At 49.7% G+C, this 15,992-nt stretch carries 14 protein-coding genes; 6 read left to right on the top strand and 8 right to left on the bottom strand.

Annotated features, from left to right (window positions below):
• Positions 1–12: 12 nt before the first annotated feature.
• Positions 13–570, top strand: a complete 558-nt coding sequence (locus ACN0R8_RS05575; RefSeq protein WP_417595891.1) for a TRAP transporter small permease subunit — start codon at positions 13–15, stop codon at positions 568–570.
• Positions 570–1,964, top strand: coding sequence for a TRAP transporter large permease (locus tag ACN0R8_RS05570; protein WP_417595889.1), 1,395 nt, complete (start codon positions 570–572; stop codon positions 1,962–1,964). The genes ACN0R8_RS05575 and ACN0R8_RS05570 overlap by 1 nt, the downstream gene beginning before the upstream one ends.
• 117 nt (positions 1,965–2,081) lie before the next feature.
• Here the strand turns inward: ACN0R8_RS05570 and ettA are convergent, their stop codons facing one another.
• Both ettA and lpxL read right to left on the bottom strand, forming a co-directional pair.
• Positions 2,082–3,743 (bottom strand): energy-dependent translational throttle protein EttA, encoded by a 1,662-nt coding sequence (ettA, locus tag ACN0R8_RS05565; protein WP_417595887.1) that lies wholly within the window; start codon positions 3,741–3,743, stop codon positions 2,082–2,084.
• A 114-nt stretch (positions 3,744–3,857) separates the two neighbouring features.
• Positions 3,858–4,769 (bottom strand): LpxL/LpxP family Kdo(2)-lipid IV(A) lauroyl/palmitoleoyl acyltransferase, encoded by a 912-nt coding sequence (gene lpxL, locus ACN0R8_RS05560; RefSeq protein ID WP_417595885.1) that lies wholly within the window; start codon positions 4,767–4,769, stop codon positions 3,858–3,860.
• 228 nt (positions 4,770–4,997) lie between these two features.
• On the opposite strand from lpxL, the gene ACN0R8_RS05555 reads away from it, so the two are divergent.
• Complete coding sequence (locus tag ACN0R8_RS05555) at positions 4,998–6,413, top strand: cache domain-containing protein (protein WP_417595883.1); 1,416 nt, start codon at positions 4,998–5,000, stop codon at positions 6,411–6,413.
• A gap of 89 nt (positions 6,414–6,502) precedes the next feature.
• On the opposite strand, the gene fabI is transcribed toward ACN0R8_RS05555, so the two are convergent.
• From fabI to ACN0R8_RS05525, 6 genes are all read right to left on the bottom strand, one after another.
• Positions 6,503–7,270: an enoyl-ACP reductase FabI gene (gene fabI / locus ACN0R8_RS05550; RefSeq protein WP_417595881.1), complete on the bottom strand. Its 768-nt coding sequence runs from the start codon at positions 7,268–7,270 to the stop codon at positions 6,503–6,505.
• A gap of 181 nt (positions 7,271–7,451) precedes the next feature.
• Complete coding sequence (locus ACN0R8_RS05545; protein WP_417595879.1) at positions 7,452–9,257, bottom strand: GNAT family N-acyltransferase; 1,806 nt, start codon at positions 9,255–9,257, stop codon at positions 7,452–7,454.
• A 170-nt stretch (positions 9,258–9,427) separates the two neighbouring features.
• The gene (locus ACN0R8_RS05540) at positions 9,428–10,081 is read right to left on the bottom strand and encodes a class I SAM-dependent methyltransferase (RefSeq protein ID WP_417595877.1); all 654 of its coding nucleotides are present in this window, start codon (positions 10,079–10,081) and stop codon (positions 9,428–9,430) included.
• A gap of 129 nt (positions 10,082–10,210) precedes the next feature.
• The gene (locus tag ACN0R8_RS05535) at positions 10,211–10,774 is read right to left on the bottom strand and encodes an LPP20 family lipoprotein (protein WP_417595875.1); all 564 of its coding nucleotides are present in this window, start codon (positions 10,772–10,774) and stop codon (positions 10,211–10,213) included.
• 242 nt (positions 10,775–11,016) lie between these two features.
• Positions 11,017–12,246 carry a phosphoglycerate dehydrogenase gene (serA, locus tag ACN0R8_RS05530; RefSeq protein ID WP_417595873.1) on the bottom strand — a complete coding sequence of 410 codons (1,230 nt, stop codon included), beginning with the start codon at positions 12,244–12,246 and terminating at the stop codon, positions 11,017–11,019.
• Between the two features lie 294 nt (positions 12,247–12,540).
• Positions 12,541–12,855 carry an MGMT family protein gene (locus ACN0R8_RS05525; protein WP_417595871.1) on the bottom strand — a complete coding sequence of 105 codons (315 nt, stop codon included), beginning with the start codon at positions 12,853–12,855 and terminating at the stop codon, positions 12,541–12,543.
• Positions 12,856–13,100: 245 nt separating this feature from the next.
• Here ACN0R8_RS05525 and ACN0R8_RS05520 point away from each other — a divergent pair, with 245 nt between their 5' ends.
• From ACN0R8_RS05520 to ACN0R8_RS05510, 3 genes are all read left to right on the top strand, one after another.
• Positions 13,101–14,072, top strand: coding sequence for an ABC transporter substrate-binding protein (locus tag ACN0R8_RS05520; RefSeq protein ID WP_417595869.1), 972 nt, complete (start codon positions 13,101–13,103; stop codon positions 14,070–14,072).
• Positions 14,073–14,207: 135 nt separating this feature from the next.
• A complete protein-coding gene (locus tag ACN0R8_RS05515) occupies positions 14,208–15,098 on the top strand; it encodes an ABC transporter permease (protein WP_417595867.1) in 891 nt (296 codons plus the stop codon).
• On the top strand, positions 15,095–15,889 hold the full coding sequence (locus ACN0R8_RS05510) for an ABC transporter ATP-binding protein (RefSeq protein WP_417595865.1): 795 nt from the start codon (positions 15,095–15,097) through the stop codon (positions 15,887–15,889). Before ACN0R8_RS05515 ends, ACN0R8_RS05510 begins: the two co-directional genes overlap by 4 nt.
• The last annotated feature ends 103 nt before the right edge of the window (positions 15,890–15,992 follow it).

The following is a 15,992-nucleotide window of genomic DNA, read 5'->3' as shown; positions in this document are numbered from 1 at the left end:
AAGAGGTCGACCATGACGAATGGTTCTGGAGCTCTGGGTCAGGTGGTCAACAAAATTGACGCTGTGACTGAGCTTGTCGGACGATCTATTTCCTGGCTAACCCTTGCCATGATGATCGTTATGTTTGCAGTTGTTGTACTGCGCTATCTGTTTAATTCCGGGTCTATTGCTATGCAGGAGTCTGTAATGTACCTGCATGCTGCCATTTTTATGTTGGCAGCGGGCTATACCCTGAAACAGGATGGCCATGTGCGTGTTGATATCTTTTATCGGGAGATGTCCCCTGAGCGTAAAGCGTTGGTGGATTTTTTCGGCTCTGTTTTCCTGTTGATTCCTGTAATGATCTTCATGGGATGGATCAGTTGGCAGTATGTGATGAACTCCTGGCACGTAATGGAAGGATCTCCTGAAGCAGGCGGTATCCCTGGTGTTTATCTGTTAAAAACACTGATTCTCGCTATGGTTGGTCTGATGTTATTGCAGGCTTTGGCCGAAGCACTGCGGAATCTTCTGGTGCTGTTGGGCAAGGGTCCGCAGATTGAGCATCACGTAAATGAGGAGAAAGTCTAGTGGTTGAGTTCCTGCCTCTGTTTCTGTTTGCTGCTGTGTGTGTGGTGTTGATGTTTGGTTACCCGGTGGCTTTATCGCTATCGGGTACCGCATTAGTGTTTGCCGCAGGCGGTATGGCCTTTGGTGTTTTTGATATGGCATTCCTGCAGGCGTTTCCAAACCGTCTGTACGGTATTATGACAAACCAGACCCTGATTGCAGTCCCGCTCTTTGTTCTGATGGGCGTGCTGCTTGAGAAGTCGAAAGTTGCTGAAACGCTTCTGGATGCGATGGCATTGCTATTTGGCTCTCTGCGTGGTGGTTTGGGTATCTCTGTTGTTGTTGTGGGAATGCTGTTGGCAGCTAGTACCGGTATTGTGGGTGCAACGGTTGTGACCATGGGGCTTATCTCGCTGCCGACGATGCTGAAACGTGGTTATTCGCCATCGTTGGCAACGGGTGCTATCTGCGCCACAGGTACATTGGGTCAGATTATTCCACCTTCTATCGCTCTGGTTCTGCTGGGTGATGTACTGTCCAGTGCTTATCAGCAAGCCCAACTGAATATGGGGATTTTCAGCCCGAAAACCGTGTCTGTGGGCGACCTTTTTGTTGGTGCCATGATTCCCGGTCTGATGCTGGTGGGCGCTTACATTATTTATATGGTGGTTGTGGCCTGGTTAAAACCTGAGGCGGCACCTGCGGTAAGTCGTGAGCAGATTCAGGCTGATCGGCATGTACAGGAACCTCTGGCAGTGATCCTGCTGAAAGGCCTTGTACCCCCGATTTTGCTGATTGTTGCTGTATTAGGCTCAATTCTGACCGGTGCTGCGACCCCTACAGAAGCGGCTGGTGTCGGTGCTTTTGGTGCCGCTATTCTGGCAGCGATGCAGAAACAGCTGAATATGAAGATGTTGGGGGAAGTGGTTCGCTCTACGACCAATGTTACCTCGATGGTATTTCTGATTCTGATTGGTGCGTCTGTCTTCTCGCTGGTATTCCGTGGCTTTGGCGGTGAAGAGCTGATCCATCACTGGTTTGAACAGATGCCTGGCGGTGTTGTTGGTGCCATGATCATTGTGATGCTGGTAATGTTCCTGTTGGGCTTTATCCTGGACTTTATCGAGATCACCTTTGTTGTTGTGCCGATTGTCGCGCCGGTTCTGATGATGATGGGCTTAGACCCTGTCTGGCTGGGTATCATGATGGCGATCAACCTGCAGACCTCCTTCCTGACGCCGCCGTTTGGTTTCGCTCTCTTCTATCTCAGGGGCGTGGCACCACCTTCGGTTCCTACATCCGCTATCTATAAGGGTGTGATTCCGTTTATTCTGATTCAGGTCTCTATGCTACTGGCGTTGACCATCTGGCCGGAACTGGCCACCTGGCTGCCTTCGGTGGTGTACGGTGAATAGAGGGTAAGATCCCGTAAAGTTACAGGACTAGACCAAAGAAGCCCCGCTGGCCATCAGCCAGTCGGGGCTTCTTGTTTCTTACTTGGTGATGGTTAAGCGTCGATGCGCTTGGCTTTCTTACGCATCAATACGCTTATATTTCACACGCTTAGGTACGTCAGTACCCACTCGCTTGTGATAGTCCGCTTCGTACTCGGTGTAGTTACCGGTGAAGAATTCCACTTTGGATTCACCTTCGTAGGCCAGAATGTGGGTGGCGATACGGTCCAGGAACCAGCGGTCGTGGGAGATCACAAAGGCACAGCCCGGGAAGTTGAGCAGGGCTTCTTCCAATGCACGTAGTGTTTCGATATCCAGATCGTTGGATGGCTCATCGAGTAACAGTACGTTGGCACCTTGTTTCAGGGTTTGTGCCAAGTGAAGGCGGCCACGCTCACCACCGGATAAGTCTTTTACAAACTTCTGCTGATCATTGCCTTTGAAGTTAAAGCGACCGGCATAGGCGCGGGATGGCACCTGATAGCTACCGATGGTCAGGATATCCTGTCCGTCAGACAGCGCTTCCCAAACCGTTTTTGAGCCATCTAGGTTTTCACGGCTCTGGTTTACAAAGGCCAGTTTGACGGTTTCACCGATCTCAACAGTACCTGAGTCCGGTTGTTCTTCTCCGGCGATCATTTTGAACAGTGTCGATTTACCGGCACCGTTACCACCAACGATACCGACAATGGCACCTTGGGGTACGCTGAAACTCAGGTCATCAATCAGGAGTTTATCGCCGAAAGCTTTGGTAACGCCTTCAAAGTTAACCACTTTGTCACCCAAGCGTGGTCCGGGTGGAATGTAGATCTCGTTGGTTTCGTTGCGGCTCTGGAATTCCTGAGACTGCATCTCTTCAAAGCGTGCCAGACGGGCTTTGCTTTTGGCGTGACGTCCTTTAGCGTTGGATCGTACCCACTCCAGTTCCGATTTCATCGACTTCTGACGGGATACTTCCTGTTTGGCTTCCTGCTCTAGTCGGGCTTCTTTCTGTTCCAGCCAACTGGAGTAGTTGCCTTCCCACGGAATACCATGGCCGCGGTCCAGCTCCAGAATCCAACCGGCTACGTTATCGAGGAAGTAACGGTCGTGGGTAATGGCTACGACAGTACCTGAATACTCATGCAGGAAGCGCTCCAGCCAGGCAACAGATTCCGCATCCAGGTGGTTGGTGGGTTCGTCCAGTAGCAGCATATCCGGGCTGGATAGCAGCAGTCGGCAGAGTGCAACACGACGGCGTTCACCACCGGACAGGTTGGCAACATTAGCTTCCCAATCCGGCAGACGCAGTGCTTCAGCCGCTACTTCCAGTTTACGCTCAAGGTTGTGAGCGTCAGAAGCTTCAATGATGTTCTCGAGACGGGCCTGCTCAGCTGCCAGTTTGTCAAAATCAGCATCCGGCTCAGCGTAAGCCGCATAAACGGCATCCAATTGTACCTGAGCATCTTTGATCTCAGACAGGGCTTCTTCAACCACTTCACGGACATTCTTGCTGTTATCCAGCTCAGGTTCCTGTGGCAGATAACCCACATTGATACCGGGTTGAGCTCGGGCCTCACCGTTATACTCGGTATCCACGCCGGCCATAATGCGCAGTAGGGTAGATTTACCTGCACCGTTAAGACCCAGAACACCGATTTTTGCACCGGGGAAGAAGGAAAGAGAGATATCTTTCAGAATCTCTCGTTTCGGTGGGACAACTTTTCCCACGCGGTTCATGGTGTAAACAAACTGTGCCATAGCAGCAAAATGCTCCTGGTAGTAATTTTGATAAGTAGCAATGGGCAAATGTGGGCCTGAAAAGACCCGAATAGGTCAATGATACATCAGCGGGAGAGAGATAACGAAGATCGTCTAATAAAAGCTTTTTTCACCTTCCGGACGTGTTTTAAAGCGACGGTGCATCCACATATATTGTTCCGGGTGCTGGCGTATAATTCCTTCAATGATACGGTTGATGCGGGTGGCGTCAGCAATATCATCACCGGATGGGAAGTTATCCAGAGCCGGGAAGTACTCCAGTTCGTAGCTATTGTCTTTCAGGCGGCGAACCGCAAGAGGTACAACCGCGCAGCCGGTCATTTTTGCCAGCCTGGCCGTCATCTTGATAGAGGCTGCTTCGATACCAAAGAAGGGGGCAAAGACGCTGACTTTTCGGCCAAAATCCTGATCCGGTGAATACCAGATGGCGCGGCCGCTTTTAATTCGCTTCAGGGCACCTTTCAGGTCATGACGGTCGATTGCTGCGCCGTAGATGCGCTTACGGGATCGAGTCATAATCCATTCAAAAACCGGGTTGCTGTGCTTCCGGTAAAAGGCATCAATATCAAAGCCGAGTTTGTTGATGGCACCGGCTAAGTCCAGTGTGCTGAAATGGATGCCAATAATGATGGCTCCTTTACCTTGGGCCAGAGCATTCTGCAGGTGTTCACCGCCCTTTAACTGTGTGCTGGGGCGCAGGTACTCAGGATCCCTGAACCATGCGGTAGCGGTTTCCAGAAGACCTATCCCATTAGCGATAAAAATATCTTTTACCCGCTGCTTCTGTTCAGAAGAGGTCAGCTCAGGAAAGCAGAGAGCAATATTAACTTCGGTGATATGCCTGCGGCGTTTCGCAAGAAACCAAAGCAAATATCCTAACAGGCGACCTAATCCTCTTTTGACAGGCCAGGGCATAAATGCAGCCAGCCAGATAAAAAAGAACCCTGTCCAGGTTGGCCAGTATCTTGGATGCCAGAAGCTTTCAGGGTAGTTCTTTTTAGCCATCGGATTTCCTTGGTGTACACAATGGCGCTATTTTAGAGTTCCATATCGGTTGCCGCAAAGCTTTTGCTATATTCTCTTTTATAAGGCCTAAAAACAGGACATCTTATTAGTGATAAAAACAAGGTGCGGTTTGAATAACGTAACAGATAGATTAGTCTTGGAGGAAATTACTTATAAAAGATATCTATCGCGCAGTAAGAGCTAAGACGGCAACGGAGATTCTGCTACATGAAGCGTACATCCATTTCAACTCGCGTCTGGCTGATTCTAGGTTTGTTTGCCAGTGGGATGCTGGTGAATTCCTATCTGGAGACAACTAATAGCCGCCATGCGATCCAGAGCTGTTATGAAGGGAACGTTGAAGGCGTGGTGGATATCGCCAGAAGTATTTTACAGCATTATTACAACCGTCAGGTGGCCGGTGAACTGACCGAAGAAGAGGCTAAGGCACTGGCTTTAGAGGCGGTCTCAGCGATTCGTTATGATGGCGATAACTATATCTTTATGGGTGATGAGTCAGGCACAGCCATCAGTAACGGTATGAAAGAGCTGGTGGGTACTAATATTATGGGAATGCAGGATCCTACTGGCTTGCCTCTGGTTCGCAATCTCTATGACGTGGCAGCAAGTGGGGGAGGTTTTGTTGATTATCAATGGCCTGACTCAGATGACAAAAGTGTACTTCTGCCTAAAACCAGTTATGCCGATTATTTTGAACCTTGGGGCTGGACGCTGGGAAGTGGTTTGAATCTGGTGGCTCTTAGGGGTGAGGTGCGGGATATTCAGAGCTCCAGCCTGATCAATCTGATATTGGTGACCATCTCTATTGGCGTGATCATGATGTATTTTGTTCACAGTGTGAATCTTCAGATTCGGAAACTGGTTTACTCTATGCGGGAGTTGTCGGAAGGCCGTGGTGATCTCAGACGGCGCTTATCCCTTGACGGAGGGAAGGAAGTTGCCGATATCTCCGGATCATATAATGACCTAGCAGCTTCTCTGGAGGAGATGGCGGTTCAGGTGAACCGGGATGGGCGGCGCTTTCTGGCAGCGGTAAAGAGAATGCAGCCAAAAACCGTTATCCGTTCTCCAGACAATACTGGTACGTTGACGCTGGATAGCGTGTGCGAAATGGTGAACCAGATCTGTATTCAGGCAGAAGCTTTGGAACTGGCCCACGAGTCCCTCAAGGAGATGGCGGAGCAGGACCCGGTAACAGGCCTGCTTAGTCAGCAGGCTTTTGAATTGAAAGTACGCGAAAGCCTGCCAACACTAAATGATAATACACCTCATATTTTTGCGGTTATTGGCCTTGAGTCCAAGGTTGGCGTGCTGGAGCCTGATCAGGTTGCGCTTGCTGTTGGTGTTCTGCGTCATGTATTGCCGGATGATCTTCATGCCTGCTATCTTGCAGATAAAGGCTTTGCTTACTGGTTCAGTTACACCGATTCAGCAGAGGGTATGAGACTGGCGATGTTGCTTCATCAGGAGCTTAAAGCAGAGCTGGGGGATGTATTGGATGTCAGTTTGGGCTTAAGTAGTATGCTGGGTGGAGGGAAAAGTTATGAGCTGCTTTACAGCGAAGCAGAGCGGGCTTTACTGAGAGCCCAGAAAGAAGGCGGTAGCCGGGTTTATGAATATTAATATCGACTAACTACATGGCTCAATCGTCAACAGAAGCCGCTGCAACATGATGTTGCAGCGGTTTTTTTGATTTTCGTTGCTGTTTACCGTTACGCCATAATGTGATGGCCAGCATCGACATAATGCACGCCACCGGTGATGGCAGATGAGAGTGGGCTAATCAGGAATGCCGCCATATTACCAACCTCTTCGGTTGTACCTAACCGTTGCAGTGGTGACTGGGTTTCGGCGCTTTCAACCAACTTATTAAACTGATCGATACCGGAGGCTGCCCTTGTCATCATGGGGCCCGGCGACACGCAATTCACACGGATGTTGTGCTCGCCAAGTTCTGCTGCCAGATAGCGTACTGAGCTTTCCAGCGCGGCTTTAATCGGCCCCATCATATTGTAGTGATCAACCACTTTCTCTGCGCCATAGTAGCTCATGGTGATCATGGAGCCGCCGTCTTTCATCAGAGGCTCAGCCAGCTTGGCCATACGGATAAATGAATGGCAAGAGATATCCATCGCTTTACTGAAGCCTTCAGGCGTTGAGTCCACCACCCGCCCATGCAGCTCATCAATAGGTGACCAGGCGATAGAGTGGATCACAAAGTCAATCTTACCCCAGGTTTCTTCCGCTGCTTTAAAGAGTTGCTCCAACTCGTTTTGTCTAACCACATTGCAGGGGACAAAGATTTTGGCATTGACGGCTTTTGCCAAGGGCTCCACATAGGGCCGGGCTTTTTCATTCTGGTAGGTCATCGCGATTTCGGCGCCAGCTTCATGCAGTGCTTTAGCGCAGCCAAATGCAATGCTGTTTTCATTGGCGACACCAACAACAATTCCTTTTTTACCTTCCAGGGATAGCGACATTTTTCTTACTCCATTTTACTGCTGATTATGCAGAACCTTGTCTGAGCTGTAAGTGAGCTTAACGATATGTAGATAACACCGTTTTTTTCGGGGGTATTATGGCGGATAATTTGTGCATGTGCGAAGAATAAATGGCGATTCTCCGAGTTCACAGCACAGGATCCTCTCTGGTTTAGCCGCATTAATAGTCAGCGGCCTCCGGGACTGCTTTTTTATTCAGCCCTGTGCTGATATAACGGTCACGCTTACGCTCTTTGACTTTATCTATTTCCACCAGAATCAGACCATCAATACAGTAACCAAAGTCGGCATCCACACTGAAATCGAGAAACTCGATACCACCTGGTTCACATAGCTCCGTGTACTGCTTATAAAGCGTGGGTACGGTAACACCGAGATGATCAAGCTGCTCCCTCAGTACCTGAAAGTCTTCCTGTGCATTATTGCCAGTGAATAGCGCAGATATCTGCTTTTTCTCGGCTGTGCTCAACAAGTAGGGTGCGTTGGCATGGGCCAGAGGGTGCTTTGCTCCATAGTAATGACTGTAGTAATGCACAATCAGGTCCTTGGCCGCCTGAGGGTAGCTGTTGCTCAGGCTCACCGGCCCAAACATATACTTTACTTCCGGGTGGTGGCGCAGATAGGCACCAATACCAAACCAGAGATAATCCAGGCTACGCTTGCCCCAGTATTTGGGTTGAACAAAGCTTCGGCCCAGTTCAATACCTTGCTGTAGTTTGGGTGTCAGCTCCGTTGATAGCGAAAACAGGGTGCTGCAATAAAGAGCATCTAACCCTTCGTTATCAATAATGCGGCCCGCCTCTGCAATACGATAAGCGCCGACAATTTCCAGCTCGTCTTCATCCCAGAGAATAAGGTGCCGGTAATAGTGATCGTATTTATCCAGGTCACGCTTCTCTCCGCTACCTTCACCAACCCGCCGGAAAGAGATCTCCCGAAGCCTTCCCAGTTCTTTCATAACAACGGAATCCCGGAAACTATCAAACAGATAGATCTGTTTACCATCTTTAGTTTCACCGAGTAACTGAGATTGCTTCAGCTCCCGTCGCAGGATTCGGCGATCTTCCGGGTGGGCGATAGATTTCTCTGTCTGGAAAAAAGGTTTGCGGTTTTTCGCCAATCGGTAGACATGTTTTTTCAGCAGTTTAATTTTGTCACGATTGGATAGAGCGTTGATATCCAGCTGAGACAAGGGAATTAGCTGACCAATGCGTACCGGAAGGGTCACCTTATGCTGTTTAAACATTTCCCGCATCAGCATCAGTGTACCAATAGGTTTGGCCAGAGATGACAGGCTATAGAAAAGTGATGAATTCCGGCCACCCAGATGAATCGGCAGAATTGGGCTGTTGGTTTTGCGAGCAAAATGCAGAAACCCACTCTGCCAGCGACCATCCTTAATACCTGCGGGGCCTGCCCGTGAAACCTCTCCGGCGGGGAAGATAATAACGGCTTCATCGTTTTTCAGGGCATTGACGATGCGTACGGTACTTTCTTTGTAGCCCGTTTGGCTCATGTTATCCACAGGCAGAAGCAGCGGTTGCAGCGGCGTGAATTGCATCAGAATATCATTGGCAACAATGCGAACATCCGGGCGTACACTACGTACCAGCTTCAGAAGAGCGAGCCCATCCAGAGTGCCGATGGGGTGATTGGCTACGATAACGACACGACCTTCAGTGGGGATATTTTCTCGCTCATTCTCATTAATTGACAGGCTGAAATCGAAATAATCGAGCACATGGTCGACAAACTCCGGGGCACTGACATCCTGATACCGTTGCATAAAACGGTTGATCTCCTGCTCCCGGGATAGCCAGCGCAGAAAGCGAAACAGACCGTTTTTAATCAAGGGGTTCCTGCGTGAAATGGCAGGAAACTTTTCGCTGACAATGCGCTCGATATTGACCGCTTTTTCAGCATCGGTTGATGTTTCAATTCCGACTGTATGCTCGCTATTAACCACAGGCCTGTCCTTTACAGATGCTTTGTGGCCACATTAAGCAGATAAAATGACAGAAAGCTGACGGCACTGTGTCGCTTTGATGACAGCAAAGGCTGACGGTAAGGCGACCATAGCCATTCGTGTCCGCTAATGCCCCGGACATAGACTGCTGATGAGCGTTTTTTCAGGTACTAAGCAGGCTTCTGCAGCAGAACCACATCCTGGTCAACAAGTGTCAGTTCCAGAAGGTAATGTTGCGCGATCCAGTGGAATGTTTGTTCACTAAAAAAGGTGATATGGGTCGGGTCATTTTTATAGTGCCAGCTTTTGAACGCATCCTGATCGATAACTCTTTTGGTCATTAATCCCATCCAGCCGCTGGGCTTCAGCATTGGAATCAGCTGTTCCAGTACCTGTTTTGGTGCCGACAGGTGCTCAAACACCTCTGTGCTGGTGATAAAGTCATAAGATTGCTTTAGCGCTTCAGGGTTGTTGGCAAAATAGGGGTCATAAATTGTCATTCTGTGCCCTGTTTCTTCAAACATCAGTGAAAGGGTTGGGCCAGGCCCACAGCCAAAATCTAAGCCATGGCTACCCGGTAAGATACGCTCAAGCATGGGTTGGGACATACGACTGAGAAATTTGCGATAACCTGCGTCTTGAGGGCTGTTCTCGTGTTGCTGGTAAACCGCTTTTTCATCGTCATGGTTTAGTTGCTGAGACTTATCCACAAAGACAAGATCACAGGTCTGACACTGCCAGTAGTTCCGCTTTTTATCCTGACTGTAGTGCTGAATGTTGTAACCGGAACACAGGGGGCAAGGGTCTGGGCAGTGCGTTGTCATGGTAAGCCTGAAAGTGGAGTATTGATAAGCTGGGTTGCTGGCAGAAATAAGGCACAACGGGCTGTCAGTCGCCGACAGCCCGTTTTTGACCACCCTGAAACAGGTTCAGGATCGGTGGGACTGTACTTTTTAGCGCAGTGACTCTTCCAATTCCTGCTGAGCTTTATAGGCGCGGAACTCTTCGTACATCGCTCGCTCAGATGTTGGGCTCATCTCGGTTTTTGCTGCTTTCATAGCGTTGTCGAATACTGCTTTGGTTTCCTGTTGACCAAAGCCAACCATCACGCAGTACTGATTTTTCTCATTAATTCTGAAATAGCCGCTTTCAACAACTTTTGTGCCGTTCAGGCTTTGCTCTGTTACCTGTTTGGAGACGCTCTCAAAGGTTGAGCCTGACGTCATCTCCTGCTCACTCTCAGTGACACGCTGATAGGTTTTATCCATCGCTTTAATTCGGGTCTCTATGGACTGAGCAATCATGGCACGGGCATTGGCGGTAGCGCGTTTTTTATCCAGTGTCATGTTGCCGCTGGAGCTGACACAGGCACTTTCTGCAATGCCGTCAGCAACAACGGGCTGATCGATCCAGTCGGGATATGCTGAAGAGCCTGCTTTTTCAGGTGTGCTGCTACAGGCCGCAAGGCCTAAAGCCAATGAAAGCGCAGATAGTTTTAACCAAGATGTTTTGTTCATTTTTCCAGATCCTTTGATAACAATATCGGCCAGGTGACGTTTTCCGGTCCTGCAAACGCTTTTTACAGTTCTGGGTTTTGTAACGCTTCAGAAAAATCAGATTAGCAAAAAAATAGGCTGCAGAATATAAAACAGAGACCTGAAAAAGCCCGACAGATCCACCTGTTGGGTGTGCCTGTCGGGCCTTAAGACGTGTCGTGGCCTGGTAGATGACTAATCTACAGGCACTGGGTTGCTCTTTATCAGAACAGTACCCGTGCACGAATGGTATGGCTTACTGTGCGAAGTGCGTTCAGAGCCTGCGGGCTGTACTCTTTTTCAACGTCAACAACCACATAACCCACTTTTTCGTTGGTCTGCAGGAACTGGCCGGAGATGTTGATGCCGTTGTCAGACAGCACCTTGTTGATCTCAGACAGAACGCCGGGCACGTTCTCATGCAGGTGCAGTAAACGGTGTTTGCCGGGGTGCGATGGCAGAGCCACTTCCGGGAAGTTAACCGCACTGGTAGTGGTACCGTTATCGCTGTACTTGATCAGTTTTTCTGAAACTTCGACACCGATGTTTTCTTGCGCTTCCATCGTGGAGCCGCCTACATGCGGGGTCAGAATGACGTTGTCGAACTCACGCAGCGGTGAAACAAATTCTTCATTATTAGAGCGTGGTTCAACCGGGAAAACGTCAATAGCTGCACCCAGTAGTTTTCCGCTACGCACCACGTCTGCCAGGGCATCGATATCAACAACGGTACCGCGTGCTGCGTTGATAAAGATGGAGCCTTGCTTCATTTCAGCAAATTGCTCAGGGCCCATCATCCATTTGGTTGCTTCGGTTTCGGGGACATGCAGGGATACGATATCAGCTGTGCTCAGCAGCTCTTTCATGCTGCCAACCTGTTCTGCGTTACCCAGTGGCAGTTTGGTGATTACATCAAAGTAGATCACTTTCATACCCAGAGATTCCGCCAGAACCGACAGCTGAGAGCCGATGCTGCCGTAGCCGACAATACCCAGTGTTTTTCCGCGAATCTCAAAAGAGTTTTTCGCGGACTTCAGCCAGCCGCCCCGGTGACAAACGGCGCTTTTCTCCGGTACACCACGCAACAGCATGATGGACTCGGCAAGAACAAGTTCTGCAACGGATCGGGTGTTGGAGTAAGGTGCGTTGAATACCGCAATGCCACGAATCATCGCAGCTTTAAGATCAACCTGGTTGGTGCCGATGCAGAAGCAGCCTACCGCAACCAGTTTTTCTGCCGCATCAAAAACCTGTTCGGTTAATTGAGTACGGGAACGTATGCCGACAAAGTGGGCGTCTTTGATCGACTCTTTAAGCTGCTCTTCCGGAAGTGAAGCTGCGTGATACTCAATATTGGTGTAGCCTGCTGCCTTGAAGTTATCAACGGCAGATTGGTGTACACCTTCCAGAAGAAGAATTTTGATTTTGCTCTTGTCAAGAGACGTAGTAGCCATGGTGCTGGAACCCTCTAACGGTCACGGCAGGTCGCCGGTCTGAAATAAGCTGTAGCGAACTTCTGTTGCGGGTCAACTTATAGTGCAGCAGGAGCCTGCACAGGATTGTTGTTGCGTTTCGCAGGGGTAACAGGGAGTTTTGTTACTTATCCCAACAACAGGGGCAACATGGTAACACAACCCTTTGTAATTTCTGTTCAAGATTTCCTCATTTATCAATGAATCTGGCTCACTTTTGCTTGTGTGCTGGCAAAAAGTTTCACCCTTTACCCTGACATGTTTCTTGAACGTTGTTCAGGGGTTGTCTGGCCAGACCTTGTGAACGGGCAGTTTGCCATGGGCTGAGGGGGGTATGCCTTCAGCTATCAAGCGTTGACTCTGTTCATCATGTTTAGCAAATTCTGAAACTTTAAATTGGCTATTAACAACTCTGTGCCAGGGTAACTGTGTTCCTTCAGGCAGCTGGCTGAGCAAGCGGGCAACCTGGCGTGCGGAGGCTGACACCGGAAGCAGACTTGCCAGCCGACCATAGGTTGTAAAGCGCCCTTCAGGGATCTGGTGGAGCACCAGATACAGTGCTTCCTTTACGGAAGGTGTTGAGGTGTTCATTTATTTTCTCAGCAATTTGTCAGGCGGCCGAATTTTTGTCCGGCATCGTTTTCGGTCATAGGGGATATTAAGGTATAGTTATGCTCCATATTTTGCCGTTTTGCCGAGTGATCTGCCAGAAACCTCCGGTAAAGCTCAAGAGTTTATTATAAAAAAATAGCTTGCAGGCTTGGTGTAACGAGCCATGTGAGACTGCCTTAATCTTTCAGACAGCTCAAAGTCAGCTGCACAATCTGGAGACGACCATGTTTAAATCCAAACTTCGTAAGCTTATTGCGGGCTCCCTGTTACTGGCATCAGGCCTGACAAGTACGCTGGTGCAAGCCGATGCTTCTGTTGCTATTACCCAGATTGTTGAGCATCCGTCTCTGGATGCGATTCGTGAGGGGGTAAAAGATGAGCTGGCGGAACGTGGTTATGTTGTGGGTGAAAACCTGAAGTGGAACTATGAAAGTGCTCAGGGTAGCCCGGCAACGGCGGCTCAGGTGGCGAAAAAGTTTGCCGGTGATGCGCCTGATGTCATTGTTGCGATCACAACACCATCGGCTCAGACTGCTGTTTCAGCGGCGCGGGGAATCCCTGTGGTGTTTTCTGCGGTGACAGACCCTGTGGGTGCCAAGCTTGTTAAAGCTTTAGATAAGCCGACCCGCTGGGTAACGGGCACCACCGATATGCTGCCGATGGACAAGCATATGGAGCTGGTCAAAAGAGTTGTTCCGGGTGCTGAAAAAGTGGGTGTTATTTTTAATCCCGGTGAAGCAAACTCGGTAAGCTCTGTTGAGATGGTGCACGAAGCTGCGCCTAAGCAGGGTATGAGTGTGGTTGAGGCGGCTGCGACTAAGTCTTCCGATGTGCTGGCATCAGCCCGTTCCTTGGTGGGTAAAGTGGATGTGATCTATCTGCCCATTGATAACACCGTTATCTCTGCACTGGAAGCGGTTCTGAAAGTGGCGGAACAGTCCAATATTCCTGTGATTACCGGTGATACTGATTCCGTAAGCCGTGGTGCGGTTGCTGCGGTAGGTTTTGATTACTATCAGGTGGGGCGTCAGACCGGTGTGATCGTTGAACGTATTCTGAAGGGAGAATCACCTAAGAACATTCCTGTAGAGGGAGTGCATACAATGGATCTGGTGATTAATCCTGCAGCGGCTGAACGTATGGGTGTGACTCTGCCGAAGGCATTGATCGCTGAAGCCAAAAAAGTGATTCAATAAAGGCTGAAGGTATAAAATAAGCGAAGCGGCCAACGGCCGCTTTTTCTCGTTAAAAAGCTTGTTTCATTTAATGAGCGCTGTCTGCTGCGCTATATAAACCGCTCTTTTGAGCCCTAATCTCTAAACGGAATCATCGTGAGTTCAATTGCCTTTTTCGGCGCTGTGGAGTCCGGCCTTTTATTTGGTTTGGTGGCTTTTGGCGTCTTTATCGCCTTTCGTGTGTTGGATTTTCCGGACCTTACTGTTGATGGCAGTTTCCCATTGGGTGCTGCGGTTGCTGCAACCCTGATTGTAACCGGTTGGAACCCTTGGTTGGCAACGGCGATGGCAATGGTTGCAGGTTGTTTAGCTGGTGTTGTTACGGCTTGGTTGAATGTTCGTCTACAGATTCTTAACCTGCTGGCGTCAATTCTGACGATGATCGCGCTGTATTCTATTAACCTCCGGATTATGGGAAAGCCAAATGTCGCCCTGCTGGGGGATGAGACGGTTTTTACGCCGTTTGAGAATTGGAATATCCCTTTCTATCTGATCAACCCTATTATTCTCAGTGGTTTTGTCCTGGTGGTTTATTTGCTGTTTGTTCGCTTTATGACCTCGGAACTGGGGCTGGCGATGCGGGCAACGGGTGTTAATGACAAGATGGCGCGGGCTAACGGTGTGCATACCGGACGCCTGACGATTCTGGGGGTTGCCCTTGCCAATGGCATGGTGGGTCTGGCTGGCGCTCTGTTTGCCCAGAGTCAGGGTACTGCGGATGTCACCATGGGAGTGGGAACCATTGTCATCGGTCTGGCAGCGGTGATCGGAGGTGAGGCGATTTTATCCACCCGTACCATTGCTCGCTGGATTTTTGCCTGTCTGATTGGCGCGATCCTTTACCGGCTTGCTATTGCGGTGGCGCTGAATGCGGATTGGATCGGCCTGAAGGCTCAGGATCTGAATCTGATTACTGCGGTGCTGGTTACGCTGGCCATTGTTATGCCTCGTATGAAACTGCTTAAGCGTAAAGGAGGTCGGGCATGATTCAGGTTGATCAGCTTGAGGTGACATTCGGTGCTGGTACACCGTTAGAAAACAGGGCTCTGCGGGGGCTGAACCTGACGATTCCAGAAGGCCAGTTTGTGACTGTGATCGGCAGTAATGGGGCCGGTAAGTCCACTTTCCTGAATGCTCTTGCGGGTGAAGTGTTAGCGGACCACGGCAGAATTCTGATTGATGATCAGGAGGTTACTCGTTGGCCAACCAACAAGCGTGCGGGTTTAGTGGCGCGGGTATTTCAGGACCCTCTGGCGGGCACCTGTGAAGCACTGACCATTGAAGAGAATATGGCGCTGGCGCTAAAACGAGGTCATGGACGCGGCTTAAATCGCTCCATTCGTCATGAGTATCAGGAGATATTTAAGGAACGTCTGGCTCGTTTGGGACTCGGACTGGAAAAGCGCCTGGGTGATCGTATGGGACTGCTTTCCGGTGGGCAGCGACAGGCCGTTAGCCTGTTAATGGCAACCCTGCAGCCGATGAAGATCCTGTTACTGGATGAGCATACTGCGGCGCTTGATCCGAAAACTGCGGCTTTTGTGCTGGAGCTGACGAAAAATATTATCGAAGAGCAGAATCTAACCGCATTGATGGTGACGCACTCAATGCGCCAAGCGTTAGATGTTGGTGATCGTACACTGATGCTGCATGAAGGCAATATTGCGTTTGATGTAGAAGGCCGGGATCGGGAAGGGCTTGATGTTCCTGATTTGCTGGCATTATTTTCCAAAACAAAGGGGGAAGAACTCAGCGATGATAGCCTGTTACTTGGCTGAGCATTGTGGCTTGTTACTTGACTGACAGCAGCCCGGTTGAAGAACATCTCGTTACACAGCATCACAGACGCTTAAATTAATCTATGCGATAATTCTTGCCAAT

Source organism: Oceanospirillum sp. (assembly GCF_048265165.1).
Taxonomy (GTDB): domain Bacteria; phylum Pseudomonadota; class Gammaproteobacteria; order Pseudomonadales; family Halomonadaceae; genus Oceanospirillum.
The sequence above is the reverse complement of the archived record's forward strand: the minus strand, read 5'-3'. Positions and strand labels throughout refer to the sequence as shown.

Bases quoted from the DNA above. Each gene is read 5' to 3' on its own strand.
- ACN0R8_RS05575 (WP_417595891.1), top strand. From the start codon at position 13: ATGACGAATGGTTCTGGAGCTCTGGGTCAGGTGGTCAACAAAATTGAC.
- ettA (WP_417595887.1), bottom strand. From the start codon at position 3,743: ATGGCACAGTTTGTTTACACCATGAACCGCGTGGGAAAAGTTGTCCCA.
- lpxL (WP_417595885.1), bottom strand. From the start codon at position 4,769: ATGGCTAAAAAGAACTACCCTGAAAGCTTCTGGCATCCAAGATACTGG.
- ACN0R8_RS05555 (WP_417595883.1), top strand. From the start codon at position 4,998: ATGAAGCGTACATCCATTTCAACTCGCGTCTGGCTGATTCTAGGTTTG.
- fabI (WP_417595881.1), bottom strand. From the start codon at position 7,270: ATGTCGCTATCCCTGGAAGGTAAAAAAGGAATTGTTGTTGGTGTCGCC.
- ACN0R8_RS05540 (WP_417595877.1), bottom strand. From the start codon at position 10,081: ATGACAACGCACTGCCCAGACCCTTGCCCCCTGTGTTCCGGTTACAAC.
- ACN0R8_RS05535 (WP_417595875.1), bottom strand. From the start codon at position 10,774: ATGAACAAAACATCTTGGTTAAAACTATCTGCGCTTTCATTGGCTTTA.
- serA (WP_417595873.1), bottom strand. From the start codon at position 12,246: ATGGCTACTACGTCTCTTGACAAGAGCAAAATCAAAATTCTTCTTCTG.
- ACN0R8_RS05525 (WP_417595871.1), bottom strand. From the start codon at position 12,855: ATGAACACCTCAACACCTTCCGTAAAGGAAGCACTGTATCTGGTGCTC.
- ACN0R8_RS05520 (WP_417595869.1), top strand. From the start codon at position 13,101: ATGTTTAAATCCAAACTTCGTAAGCTTATTGCGGGCTCCCTGTTACTG.
- ACN0R8_RS05510 (WP_417595865.1), top strand. From the start codon at position 15,095: ATGATTCAGGTTGATCAGCTTGAGGTGACATTCGGTGCTGGTACACCG.